Source organism: Pseudomonas sp. LBUM1668 (genome assembly GCF_059695715.1).
This window is the reverse complement of record NZ_CP166787.1, coordinates 4,416,829-4,430,182: the sequence shown is the minus strand read 5'-3', so window position 1 is coordinate 4,430,182 and position 13,354 is coordinate 4,416,829. Positions and strand designations below refer to the sequence as shown.

Sequence of the window (13,354 nt, the reverse complement as noted above, 5' to 3'; positions counted from 1 at the left end):
GTTTGCAGTTTGGGCGGCAGGAAGGGGGCCTGGCGCCCGAAGGCCTCGCGCTTGGCGGCAGACGCATTGCCGAGCCAATCGGGGATGGCGGCTTTGAGCGGCAGATAATGGTTATCGGGGTGTTCGCGTTGGGGCGATTCGAGAGGATGCGCGGTTCGCCGTTCTGTGACTGGGTGCATGGGGGGCCATTCCTTGGCGTCTGGAAAGGCCCCAGCAAATCAGAATCATGCGATGGCGGTGCGGTACATATATATATCTGTGGCACCGGGTTGAATTGATATCCTCCCGGGCCTGCCGCAAATCGGCGGAGGCAGTTTAAACTGCGCCTTTGCGACGTTATTTGTCGCATTGCCGTAAACCCGGAAAAATCCGGGGTTGGCGCTATAAGAAGTTGTCGCCTGGCGGCAAGGCCGGGCCGATAACTGTCCTTACAATCCCCCCATCGCTCGCCAGTTTCCGGCGGGTGGCCCTCATCAGGAGACTCCGATGTCCGTTGAGCACGCTGCGGTACAACGCGCCGATTTCGACCAGGTTATGGTTCCCAACTACGCGCCTGCCGCTTTCATTCCGGTGCGTGGCGCCGGTTCCCGTGTCTGGGACCAGGCCGGCCGCGAGCTGATCGACTTCGCCGGCGGTATCGCCGTCAACGTATTGGGCCATGCGCATCCGGCGCTGGTCGGTGCCTTGACCGAGCAAGCGAACAAGCTGTGGCACGTTTCCAACGTGTTCACCAACGAACCAGCCCTGCGCCTGGCGCACAAGCTGATCGACGCCACGTTCGCCGAGCGCGTGTTCTTCTGCAACTCCGGCGCTGAAGCCAACGAGGCCGCGTTCAAGCTGGCCCGTCGTGTTGCATTCGACCGTTTTGGCAGCGAGAAATACGAAATCATTGCCGCGCTGAACAGCTTCCACGGCCGTACCCTGTTCACCGTTAACGTCGGTGGCCAGTCGAAGTACTCCGACGGTTTCGGCCCGAAAATAACCGGTATCACCCACGTTCCTTACAACGATCTGGCTGCGCTGAAAGCCGCCGTTTCCGACAAGACCTGCGCGGTTGTGCTGGAACCGATTCAGGGCGAGGGCGGCGTGTTGCCGGCCGAGCTGGCTTACCTGCAAGGCGCCCGTGAACTGTGCGACGCGAATAACGCGCTGCTGGTGTTCGACGAAGTGCAAACCGGCATGGGCCGCAGCGGCAAGCTGTTCGCCTACCAGCATTACGGCGTGACCCCGGACATCCTGACCAGCGCCAAGAGCCTGGGCGGTGGTTTCCCGATCGCAGCCATGCTCACCACCGAAGCGCTGGCCAAACATCTGGTCGTCGGCACCCACGGCACCACATACGGCGGCAACCCGCTGGCGTGCGCGGTGGCAGAAGCGGTGATCGACGTGATCAACACCCCTGAGGTGTTGAGCGGTGTGAATGCCAAGCACGACAAGTTCAAGGCACGCCTGGAGCAGATCGGCGAGAAGTACGGCCTGTTCACTCAGGTGCGTGGCCTCGGTCTGCTGATCGGTTGCGTGCTGAGCGATGCCTGGAAAGGCAAGGCCAAGGACATCTTCAACGCCGCTGAACAAGAAGGCCTGATGATTCTGCAAGCCGGCCCGGACGTGATCCGTTTCGCCCCGAGCCTGGTGGTGGAAGACGCCGATATCGATGCCGGTCTCGACCGCTTCGAACGTGCTGCAGCAAAACTGACGCAAGCCTGATAGATCCTTCGGCGCCTGAACATTTCAGGCGTCGATCAAAATTTTTTAATACCGGTCCAAATCAATGTTGGATTGAACCTGTGGTGAGGGGATTTATCCCCGATGGGCTGCGCAGCAGACCCAGCCTTTTTGGGGGGGCTGCGCGCCCCATCGGGGATAAATCCCCTCACCACAACGGCTCACTCCTGCAACGTCCGGTGTTTTTTCTGTGAATTTATAAGAGAAAGGAGTGACACCATGCTGGTGATGCGCCCCGCGCAAATGGCTGATCTGGGCGAGGTACAGCGTCTGGCTGCGGACAGCCCGATTGGTGTCACTTCCTTGCCGGATGACGTGGAACGTCTGAGCGACAAGATCGCTGCGAGCGAAGCCTCGTTCTCTGCCGAAGTGAGCTTCAACGGTGAAGAGAGTTACTTCTTCGTTCTCGAAGATACCGCCACCGGCAAACTGGTCGGTTGCTCGGCCATCGTTGCTTCGGCCGGTTACTCGGAACCGTTCTACAGCTTCCGCAACGAGACCTTCGTCCACGCTTCCCGCGAACTGAAGATCCACAACAAGATCCACGTGCTCTCGCAGTGCCACGACCTGACCGGCAATAGCTTGCTGACCAGTTTCTATGTGCAGCGCGAGTTGGTGGGGTCGCCGTGGTCCGAGCTCAACTCCCGTGGCCGTCTGTTGTTTGTTGCCAGCCACCCGGAGCGTTTTGCTGATTCGGTGGTGACCGAGATCGTCGGTTACAGCGACGAGAATGGCGACTCGCCGTTCTGGGATGCCATCGGTCGCAACTTCTTCGACCTCAACTACGCTGCGGCTGAACGCCTGTGTGGCCTGAAGAGCCGGACGTTCCTCGCCGAGCTGATGCCGCATTACCCGATCTACGTGCCGCTGCTGCCGGATTCCGCCCAAGAGGCGATGGGGCAGGTGCACCCGCGTGCGCAGATCACCTTCGACATCCTGATGCGCGAAGGCTTCGAGACCGATCACTACATCGATATTTTCGACGGTGGCCCGACCCTGCATGCGCGCGTTTCGGGGATCCGTTCGATCGCCCAGAGCCGCGTCGTGCCAGTGAAGATCGGCGAGCCGGTCAAAGGTGCCGGACGCCAGTATCTTGTGGCCAACGCGCAGTTGCAGGATTACCGCGCCGTGTTGCTCGAGCTGGATTACGCGCCGGGCAAACCGGTGACCCTGGATCTGGAAGCGGCCGAAGCCCTGGGCGTCGGTGAAGGTGCCAGCGTGCGCCTGGTGGCGGTTTAACGCCTTAGCGAGTTTTACGGGTGGCCGAAGGCGGCCCGTTTGAGGAGATAGCATGATTGTTCGTCCCGTACGCAGCAGCGATTTATCCGCGCTGATCGACCTGGCCCGCAGCACCGGCACCGGCCTGACCACGTTGCCGGCCAACGAAGAACGCCTGACCCACCGGGTTGGCTGGGCCGAGAAGACCTTTCGCGGCGAAGCCGGCCGTGGCGATGCGGACTACCTGTTCGTGCTCGAAGACGATGACGGTCGCGTGGTGGGGATTTCTGCCATTGCCGGCGCGGTCGGTCTGCGTGAGCCCTGGTACAACTTCCGTGTCGGCCTGACCGTCAGCGCTTCGCAAGAGCTGAACATCTATCGCGAGATTCCGACGCTGTTCCTGGCCAACGACCTGACCGGCAACTCCGAGCTGTGCTCGCTGTTCCTGCACGCCGATTACCGCAACGGCCTCAACGGTCGCATGCTGTCCAAGGCGCGGATGCTGTTCATCGCCGAGTTCCCGGAACTGTTCGGCAACAAGATCATCGCCGAGATGCGCGGCGTGTCCGATGAAGCTGGCCGTTCGCCGTTCTGGGAAAGCCTGGGGCGTCACTTCTTCAAGATGGAATTCAGCCAGGCCGATTACCTCACCGGTGTCGGCAACAAGGCGTTCATTGCTGAACTGATGCCGAAATTCCCGCTGTACACCTGCTTCCTGTCGGAAGACGCGCGCAGTGTGATCGGTCAGGTTCACCCGGACACCGAACCGGCGCTGGCGATGCTCAAGAGCGAAGGTTTCAGCTATCAGGGTTACGTCGACATCTTCGACGCGGGCCCGGGGATTGAATGCGAGACCAGCAAGATCCGCGCGGTGCGTGACAGCGAAGCGCTGGTGCTGGCCATTGGTACGCCGGGCGATGACGCTACGCCGTTCATCATCCATAACCGCAAACGCGAAGATTGCCGCATCACCGCCGCGCCGGCCCGTCTGGCTGCCGGCACGCTGGTGGTCGATTCGCAGACTGCCAAACGTCTTCAACTCAACGCAGGCGACCAGGTTCGCGCCGTGGCGTTGTCCGCTGCTCGGGAGTCGAAATAATGAATTCGCTATACATCGCAGGTGAATGGCTGGCCGGCCAAGGCGAAGCCTTTCAATCGCTGAACCCGGTGACCCAGCAAGTGCTGTGGTCGGGGGAGGGCGCTACCGCCGCTCAGGTTGAGTCGGCGGTGCAGGCTGCACGTCAGGCGTTTCCGGAGTGGGCGCGTCGTACGCTGGAAGAGCGCATCAGCGTTCTTGAAGCGTTCGCCGCAGCGCTGAAAAACCACGCTGACGAACTGGCTCGTACCATCGGTGAGGAAACCGGCAAACCGTTGTGGGAAGCCGCGACCGAAGTCACCAGCATGGTCAACAAGATCGCGATCTCGGTGCAGAGCTACCGCGAACGCACAGGCGAGAAGAGCGGCCCATTGGGCGACGCCACCGCTGTATTACGCCACAAGCCGCATGGCGTGGTGGCGGTGTTCGGCCCCTACAACTTCCCCGGTCACTTGCCGAACGGTCACATTGTGCCGGCGCTGCTGGCCGGTAACAGCGTGCTGTTCAAGCCAAGCGAGCTGACGCCGAAAGTCGCCGAGCTGACGGTCAAGTGCTGGATCGAAGCCGGTCTGCCCGCAGGCGTGTTGAACCTGCTGCAAGGCGCTCGCGAAACCGGCATCGCGCTGGCCGCGAATGCTGGTATCGACGGTCTGTTCTTCACCGGTTCGAGCCGTACCGGCAATCATCTGCACCAGCAGTTCGCCGGTCGTCCGGACAAGATTCTTGCTCTGGAAATGGGTGGCAACAATCCACTGGTAGTCGATCAGGTTGCTGATCTGGATGCGGCGGTTTACACGATCATTCAGTCGGCGTTCATTTCTGCCGGCCAGCGCTGCACCTGCGCCCGTCGTCTGCTGGTGCCGCAAGGCGCGTGGGGCGACAGCCTGCTCAAGCGTCTGGTTGAAGTGAGCGCGACCATTGAAGTCGGTGCATTCGATCAGCAACCAGCGCCGTTCATGGGTTCGGTGATTTCCTTGGGCGCTGCGAAAGCGCTGATGGATGCTCAAGAACATTTGCTGGCCAGCGGTGCTGTGTCGTTGCTGGCAATGACTCAGCCGCAAGCGCAAGCCGCACTGCTGACGCCGGGTATTGTTGATGTGACCGCGGTCGCCGAGCGCCCGGACGAAGAACTGTTCGGCCCGCTGCTGCAAGTGATCCGTTACGCGGATTTCGAAGCGGCGATCAGCGAGGCCAACGACACCGCTTACGGTTTGGCGGCGGGTTTGTTGTCGGATTCTGAAGATCGCTACCAGCAATTCTGGCTGCAAAGCCGCGCCGGTATCGTCAACTGGAACAAGCAACTGACGGGCGCTGCGAGCAGCGCACCGTTCGGCGGTGTGGGGGCCTCTGGCAACCATCGCGCCAGCGCCTACTACGCAGCAGATTATTGCGCGTACCCGGTGGCGTCGCTGGAAACGCCGAGCCTGGTGATGCCTGCGACGTTGACGCCTGGCGTGAAGATGGCGTGATGCCCATCGCTGGCAAGCCAGCTCCCACATGGAATGCGTCGTACACAAAATCTGTGAACACCGCTAACCCTGTGGGAGCTGGCTTGCCAGCGATGGCCTCACCTCGGTCTCAAAGAATTGTTACTCGATGCCTATAACAACAGATTCTCGTGGAGCCTCGCTGATGAAATCCTATGAAGTCAATTTTGACGGTCTAGTGGGGCCGACCCATAACTACGGCGGTCTGTCCTACGGCAACGTCGCGTCCCAGAGCAACAGCCAGCAATCCTCGAACCCGAAGGAAGCGGCGCTGCAAGGCCTGGCGAAAATGAAAGCGCTGATGGAAATGGGCTTTCAGCAAGGCGTACTGGCACCGCAGGAACGTCCGGACGTGGCCGCACTGCGCCGTCTGGGTTTCAGCGGCACCGACGCTCAAGTGATCGAGCGTGCCGCCAAAGAAGCGATGCCGCTGCTGGTTGCCAGTTGCTCGGCATCGAGCATGTGGGTGGCCAACGCCGCTACCGTCAGCCCGAGCGCCGACACCGCTGACGGTCGCGTGCATTTCACCGCCGCCAACCTCAACTGCAAGTACCACCGCAGCATCGAGCACCCGACCACCAGCCGCGTACTCGGCGCGATGTTCGCCAATCAGCAACACTTCGCCCATCACGCGGCGCTGCCGGCAGTGGCGCAGTTCGGTGACGAAGGCGCAGCCAACCACACGCGTTTCTGCCGTGAATACGGTGAGGCAGGTGTCGAGTTTTTCGTGTTCGGTCGCAGTGCCTTCGACAACCGCTATCCGGCGCCGCAGAAGTACCCGGCGCGCCAGACTCTGGAAGCGTCGCAAGCTGTTGCGCGTCTGCACGGTCTGCGTGACGAAGGCGTGGTGTACGCCCAGCAGAATCCGAGCGTGATCGATCAGGGCGTCTTCCATAACGACGTGATTGCCGTGGGTAACGGCGAGGCGCTGTTCTATCACGAGGACGCGTTTCTCGACACCGAGCAGATGCTGGCCGAGCTGCAAGGCAAACTCGCCAGGGTCGGTGGCAATTTCCAGTCGATCTGTGTGCCGCGTTCGGCGGTCACCGTGGATGACGCAGTGCGTTCGTACCTGTTCAACAGTCAGCTGCTGTCACGTCCTGATGGCTCGATGCTGTTGATCGTGCCGCAAGAGTGCCAGGCCAACGAGCGCGTGTGGAACTACCTGCAAGGCCTGACCAGCTCCGGCGGCCTGATCCGCGAAGTGAAGGTATTCGACCTCAAGCAGAGCATGCAGAACGGCGGTGGTCCGGCGTGCCTGCGACTGCGCGTCGCGCTCAACGAAACCGAACTGGCGGCAGTCAACCCAGGGGTTATCATGACGGCCCCGTTGTACGGTTCGTTAACCGAATGGGTTGAAAAGCACTACCGCGACCGCCTGAGCGAAACCGATCTGGCGGACCCGCAGTTGCTGCTTGAATGCCGGACGGCACTGGATGAACTGACGCAAATCCTTAAACTGGGCGCGGTTTATCCATTCCAGATCAATTGATGGCCGGCGCGTCGCCTGAACGCGGCGCGCGGCTTGTCTCCCCAAGAGAGTAAAAACATGAGCGATTCCCTGCAGCTGATCCTTGAAGACACCGACGGCACGCAACTGGAAACTTCCTGCACCCGCGTCGCGGTCCTGTGGCAAGGCAAAGAGCTGTGGATCCAGCAGGACGGCCGCGGCCAGCTGTTGATCGGCGTAGACGTCGAAGAAGGTGATGCCGAGTACGCCAACCTGCTGTTGCGCCCATTGGCGACTAATCTGGTAAGTCTGCAACTGGAAATGGAACCGGCCGAAGTCGGCGACGACGAAGATCACGTGCACGGCCCGGATTGCAACCACGACCACTAAGGAAACCGCTCTATGCTCGCCCTCGGCAAACTGCTTGAACTGACCCTCGCCGGCCGCGAACCGGCGGAGAAGACTCAACTGACTGTCGAAGGCGTGCGCATGCGCTGGTTGAGCGAGGGCGCGCTGGAAGTCCGGCCTCCCGAAGCTCGCGACAATGGCCTGGACCTGCTGCTGTCGGCAGGCATCCATGGCAACGAAACAGCGCCGATCGAGTTGCTTGATCGGTTGCTGCACGACATCGCTCGCGGTGATCTGAAGCCGCGCGCACGCATTCTGTTCCTGTTCGGCAACCCGGAGGCGATTCGCAAAGGCGAGCGTTTTATCGAGCAGGACGTCAATCGGCTGTTCAACGGCCGTCATGAACAAAGCAGTGGCAGCGAAGCGCTGCGTGCCTGTGAGCTGGAACGATTGGCGGCGGTGTTCTTCAGCCAGCCGGATCGCCAGCGTTTGCACTACGACCTGCACACAGCGATTCGCGGCTCGAAGATCGAGCAGTTCGCCTTGTATCCATGGAAGGAAGGTCGCCAGCATTCGCGGCTGGAACTGGCGCGGCTGCGCGCTGCCGGCATGGAAGCGGTGCTGTTGCAGAACAAACCGTCGATCGTGTTCAGCTCGTATACCTACGACAAGCTCGGCGCCGAGGCCTTCACGCTGGAGTTGGGCAAGGCGCGACCGTTCGGGCAGAACGATGGGGTCAATGTTTCGCTGCTGGAAACCCGTCTGAAGCAGATCATCGAAGGGACTGAGCCGGAGGTTGCCGCAGAAGGGCTGGACGGTCTGCAGCTGTTCAGCGTGGCGCGGGAAATCATCAAGCACAGCGATGCGTTCCGCTTGAACCTGCCGCAGGACATCGAAAACTTTTCAGAGTTGGAAATGGGTTACGTGCTGGCCGAAGACCTGGCCAATACCCGCTGGATCATCGAAGAGCCGGGCGCCCGGATCATCTTCCCCAATCCCAAGGTCAAGAACGGCTTGCGAGCGGGCATCCTGATCGTCCCGACTACCGACGAAAACCTCGCCTGAATTCAGCACATTCCCCCGTAGGAGCTGCCGAAGGCTGCGATCTTTTGATCTTAAAAGACAAGATCAAAAGATCGCAGCCTTCGGCAGCTCCTACAGGTGATGATCGTTCCCCGCGAATCGGTACGCAGAATGTCTATTGAGGCATTCCCGGGCGATGCATGGGAACGATCATTAGTGGTTTAGACCGCTACCGCACGCGGCTCACTGCGGCGCAGCGCACGCACCTTCATCAGTGTATCCGCACACGTCTTCGCCGCTTCCTGACCCTTGTGCACAAAGTGCTCGAAGAAGAACTTCTGGTGTTCTTCGCCGGCATGGAAGTGGTGCGGGGTGAGTGATACCGAGAACACTGGCACTTCGGTTTCCAGCTGAACCTGCATCAGGCCGCTGACGACCGACTGGGCGACGAACTCGTGACGGTAGATCCCGCCGTCCACCACCAGGGCTGCTGCAACGATACCGGCGTAACGACCGGTTTTGGCCAGCAGCTTGGCGTGCAGGGGCATTTCAAAGGCACCGCCGACTTCGAAGAAGTCGATGTCCGATTCCTGATACCCCTGAGCAAGCATTTCGGTGATAAAGCCTTTACGGCTCTGATCAACGATTTCCTTGTGCCAGCAGGCCTGGATGAACGCGACGCGCTCGCCGTGAGGGTGTTTGCTTTTGCTGTCGATAGCGGTGGGTTGCATGTTCTGACTCCTGTTTGTGTGAAAAACAGGGCGTTATGAATCGAAAGGGATTCAAGGGTACGCACGCTTGCACGAATGCACGCGGACGGCCCTCTGGCGTTAATCCCGTTCTCTCTTCATCCGGACTATGACCGTCGGCCCCGGGATCACACCGGGTCTGCTGACCTTGCCGTCGATCACCGGCCAAAGCCGTGTTCGTCGCCAAGCGCTCGCGGGCTATGCGCGTTGCGCGCAATTACCGCCGGTGGGGAATTGCACCCCGCCCTGAGAACGTTTTTGCCGCCCCTTTTTGGGCGACGCAGCGTTTTTAACACAGATTGTGTATCCGTGCATTGCGCCTATCTGATGATTGTTATCGAGTTTTTTGAACGCTCGTGTGGTGTTTTCCTGCGCCAAGGGTTGATTAATCGCCGCGATGACCGCAGTAATTCACCCTCGCAAAGGGATTTCCCCTGCTGACTTGAGGCCAGGTTCATGAGTGTTATCGATCTTCGCAGCGACACCGTCACCCAACCGACTCCCGCCATGCTCGACGCGATGACCGCGGCAGACACCGGTGACGACGTCTATGGCGAAGATCCGACGGTCAATCGTCTGGAAGCGGAACTGGCAAAACGGCTGGGATTCGCTGCCGCGTTGTTTGTGCCGACGGGCACCATGAGCAACTTGCTGGGCTTGATGGCGCATTGCGAGCGCGGTGACGAATACATCGTCGGCCAACAGGCGCACACCTATAAGTACGAGGGCGGTGGCGCGGCAGTGCTCGGTTCGATTCAGCCGCAGCCGCTGGAAGTTCAGGCTGACGGCTCGCTGGATTTTGCGCAGGTCGCGGCGGCAATCAAACCCGATGACTTCCACTTCGCCCGGACCCGGTTGCTGGCGCTGGAAAACACCATGCAAGGGAAAGTGTTGCCGCTGGAATATCTGGTCCGCGCGCGCAAATTCACCCAGGACAACGGTCTGCAACTGCACCTGGACGGCGCGCGTTTGTATAACGCGGCGGTCAAATTGGGCGTTGATGCCCGGGAAATCACCCAGCACTTCGACTCGGTGTCGGTGTGCCTGTCCAAAGGCCTTGGCGCGCCGGTGGGTTCGGTGTTGTGCGGTTCGGTCGCGTTGATCGGCAAGGCTCGGCGCCTGCGCAAAATGGTCGGCGGCGGTATGCGTCAGGCCGGATTGCTGGCGGCGGCGGGGCTGTATGCGCTGGATCACAACGTCGAGCGTTTGGCCGATGACCACGCCAACGCGCAATTTCTCGCCGAAGGCTTGCGTGGTGCCGGCTTCAGCGTCGAACCCGTGCAGACCAACATGGTTTATGTGCAGGCAGGCGACAAGGCCGAGGCCATCAAGGCGTTTGCCGCCGAGCGCGGGATCAAATTGAGCGCCGCCGCACGTCTGCGCATGGTCACGCACATGGACGTCAATCGCTCGCAAATCGAACAAGTTATCGCGGCATTCGTCGAGTTTTCGCGCAAGTGACAGCGTTACCCGTCCAATTGACCGTTTCTATCGTATAAACACGCTGTACCCCGCGCGCAGGGCCGATATAATGCGGCCCTTTGCCGTCGCTTCGTCTGTTGACGTTTCGAACAGGCCTTTGGCCGCAGCCTCCGTGGAAGAACCTAATGAAAAGCGCAGAAATCCGTGAAGCCTTCCTTCGCTTCTTCGAAGAGCAAGGCCACACCCGTGTAGCCTCCAGCTCTTTGATTCCGGGCAACGACCCAACCCTGCTGTTCACTAACGCGGGGATGAACCAGTTCAAGGACTGCTTCCTGGGCCAGGAAAAACGTGCGTACACCCGTGCAACCAGCAGCCAGAAGTGCGTGCGTGCCGGTGGCAAGAACAGTGACCTGGAAAACGTCGGTTATACCGCTCGTCACCACACGTTCTTCGAAATGCTCGGCAACTTCAGCTTCGGTGACTATTTCAAGAAAGACGCGATCACTTACGCGTGGACCTTCCTGACCGGCGTGCTGCAACTGCCGAAGGAAAAACTCTGGGTCACCGTGTACGCCTCGGACGACGAAGCGTATGACATCTGGACCCAGCAAATCGGTGTGCCGGTCGAGCGCATGATCCGCATCGGCGACAACAAGGGCGCGCCTTACGCGTCCGACAACTTCTGGACCATGGGTGATACCGGCCCGTGCGGCCCTTGCACCGAGATTTTCTACGATCACGGCGACCACATCTGGGGCGGCCCACCGGGTTCGCCGGAAGAAGACGGCGACCGTTACATCGAGATCTGGAACAACGTGTTCATGCAGTTCAACCGCACCGCCGATGGCGTGTTGCATCCGTTGCCAGCGCCGTCGGTCGATACCGGCATGGGCCTGGAGCGGATCAGTGCGGTAATGCAGCACGTCAATTCCAACTATGACATTGACCTGTTCAAAAACCTGCTCAAGGCTTCGGCTGAAGCGATCGGCTGCGAAAACGGCGATCAGTCTTCGCTCAAGGTTGTGTCCGACCACATTCGTTCGTGCGGTTTCCTGATCGCCGACGGCGTAACACCATCCAACGAAGGTCGCGGCTACGTGCTGCGCCGGATCATCCGTCGCGCCTGCCGTCACGGCAACAAGCTGGGCGCCACCGGCAGCTTCTTCTACAAGATCGTCGCGGCACTGGTTGCCGAGATGGGCGATGCGTTCCCGGAACTGAAGAAGCAGCAGAGCAACATCGAGCGCGTGCTCAAGGCCGAAGAAGAGCAGTTCTCCAAGACCCTGGAACACGGCCTGAAGATTCTCGAACAGGATCTGCTGGAACTCAAAGGCACCGTGGTGCCGGGCGACGTGGTGTTCAAACTCTACGACACCTACGGTTTCCCGATGGACCTGACCGCGGACATCGCCCGCGAGCGCAGCCTGACCGTCGACGAAGCCGGTTTCGAGCGTGAAATGGAAGCTCAGCGTGTTCGTGCGCGTTCGGCCAGCTCGTTCGGTCTGGACTACAACACGTTGGTTAAAGTTGACGTGGCCACCGAGTTCACCGGCTACGCCGAGACCAGCGGTTCGGCCAAAATCGTTGCTATCTATAAAGAAGGCCAATCGGTCGACGTACTGAGTGAAGGCGAAGAGGGCGTGATCGTTCTCAACCAGACCCCTTTCTACGCCGAATCCGGTGGCCAGATCGGCGACTGCGGTTTCCTTCAGGCCGGCAACGCACGTTTCGATGTGCGCGACACCACCAAGACTGGCGGCGCGTTCCTCCACCACGGCGTGTTGGCGTCGGGCAGCCTGACCATCGGCGCGCCGGTTGAAACCCACGTTGATGCCGAAGTGCGTCACGCTACTGCGCTGAACCACTCGGCGACGCACTTGTTGCACGCCGCATTGCGTCAGGTGCTGGGCGAACACGTTCAACAGAAGGGCTCGTTGGTCGACAGTCAGCGCCTGCGCTTCGACTTCAGCCACTTTGAAGCGATCAAGCCTGAGCAAATAAAAGCACTGGAAGACATCGTCAACGCCGAGATTCGCAAGAACTCCGCGGTTGAAACCGAAGAAACCGACATCGAAACTGCCAAGAACAAAGGCGCGATGGCGCTGTTCGGCGAGAAATACGGCGACAACGTGCGCGTGCTGAGCATGGGTGGCTCTTTCTCCGTCGAGCTGTGTGGCGGTATCCACGCCAACCGTACCGGCGACATCGGCCTGCTGAAAATCATCAGCGAAGGCGGTGTGGCATCGGGCGTGCGTCGTATCGAGGCAGTTACCGGTGCAGCCGCACTGGCCTACTTGAACGCTGCAGAAGAACAACTCAAGGAAGCGGCCAGCCTGGTCAAGGGCAGCCGTGACAACCTGATCGACAAGCTGTCGGCTGTGCTGGAGCGCAACCGTCTGCTGGAGAAGCAACTCGAGCAGTTGCAGGCCAAGGCTGCCAGCGCTGCAGGCGACGATCTGTCGGCTTCGGCACTGGATGTCAAAGGCGTGAAGGTATTGGCCGTGCGTCTCGACGGTCAGGACGCCAAGGCGCTGCTGGCGCTGGTCGATCAGCTGAAAAACAAACTCGGCCGCGCAGTGATCCTGCTCGGCAGTGTCCATGAGGAAAAGGTCGTTCTGGTTGCAGGCGTAACCAAAGACCTGACTGGCCAACTCAAAGCCGGTGATTTGATGAAACAGGCTGCTGCGGCAGTGGGCGGGAAGGGCGGTGGTCGTCCGGACATGGCGCAGGGCGGCGGTATCGACGCCGGCGCGCTGGATGGCGCACTGGCGCTGACCGTTCCATTCGTCGAGCAAGCTTTATAAGACAGTCCGTCGGCCCCGCAGTCTAGTGGCGG

Annotated in this window: 10 protein-coding genes and 1 riboswitch; of the genes, 9 read left to right on the top strand and 1 reads right to left on the bottom strand. The window is 60.4% G+C overall.

What is annotated here, in order from left to right:
• Positions 1-486 precede the first annotated feature (486 nt).
• From ACA061_RS20000 to astE, 7 genes are all read left to right on the top strand, one after another.
• Entirely contained in the window at positions 487-1,707 is a 1,221-nt protein-coding gene (locus tag ACA061_RS20000) for an aspartate aminotransferase family protein (protein WP_150604284.1), read from the top strand.
• Positions 1,708-1,944: 237 nt separating this feature from the next.
• Positions 1,945-2,964 (top strand): arginine/ornithine succinyltransferase subunit alpha, encoded by a 1,020-nt coding sequence (gene aruF / locus ACA061_RS19995; protein WP_042560545.1) that lies wholly within the window; start codon positions 1,945-1,947, stop codon positions 2,962-2,964.
• Between the two features lie 52 nt (positions 2,965-3,016).
• Complete coding sequence (gene astA / locus ACA061_RS19990; RefSeq protein ID WP_150604283.1) at positions 3,017-4,042, top strand: arginine N-succinyltransferase; 1,026 nt, start codon at positions 3,017-3,019, stop codon at positions 4,040-4,042.
• Positions 4,039-5,508 carry a succinylglutamate-semialdehyde dehydrogenase gene (astD, locus tag ACA061_RS19985; RefSeq protein WP_210700457.1) on the top strand — a complete coding sequence of 490 codons (1,470 nt, stop codon included), beginning with the start codon at positions 4,039-4,041 and terminating at the stop codon, positions 5,506-5,508. Before astA ends, astD begins: the two co-directional genes overlap by 4 nt.
• A 163-nt stretch (positions 5,509-5,671) precedes the next feature.
• Positions 5,672-7,018 (top strand): N-succinylarginine dihydrolase, encoded by a 1,347-nt coding sequence (gene astB, locus ACA061_RS19980; RefSeq protein WP_497299897.1) that lies wholly within the window; start codon positions 5,672-5,674, stop codon positions 7,016-7,018.
• Positions 7,019-7,075: 57 nt separating this feature from the next.
• On the top strand, positions 7,076-7,366 hold the full coding sequence (locus ACA061_RS19975; protein ID WP_150604280.1) for a topoisomerase II: 291 nt from the start codon (positions 7,076-7,078) through the stop codon (positions 7,364-7,366).
• 12 nt (positions 7,367-7,378) lie between these two features.
• Complete coding sequence (gene astE, locus ACA061_RS19970; protein WP_210700338.1) at positions 7,379-8,389, top strand: succinylglutamate desuccinylase; 1,011 nt, start codon at positions 7,379-7,381, stop codon at positions 8,387-8,389.
• Between the two features lie 179 nt (positions 8,390-8,568).
• Here astE and ACA061_RS19965 read toward each other — a convergent pair whose 3' ends face one another.
• A complete protein-coding gene (locus ACA061_RS19965; protein ID WP_210700339.1) occupies positions 8,569-9,078 on the bottom strand; it encodes a 6,7-dimethyl-8-ribityllumazine synthase in 510 nt (169 codons plus the stop codon).
• 103 nt (positions 9,079-9,181) lie between these two features.
• Positions 9,182-9,354, bottom strand: a riboswitch (FMN riboswitch).
• 198 nt (positions 9,355-9,552) lie between these two features.
• Between ACA061_RS19965 and ltaE the strand changes: the two genes are divergently transcribed.
• Positions 9,553-10,557: a low-specificity L-threonine aldolase gene (gene ltaE, locus ACA061_RS19960; RefSeq protein ID WP_210554081.1), complete on the top strand. Its 1,005-nt coding sequence runs from the start codon at positions 9,553-9,555 to the stop codon at positions 10,555-10,557.
• A gap of 146 nt (positions 10,558-10,703) precedes the next feature.
• On the top strand, positions 10,704-13,322 hold the full coding sequence (gene alaS / locus ACA061_RS19955; RefSeq protein WP_497299896.1) for an alanine--tRNA ligase: 2,619 nt from the start codon (positions 10,704-10,706) through the stop codon (positions 13,320-13,322).
• Positions 13,323-13,354: the final 32 nt, after the last annotated feature.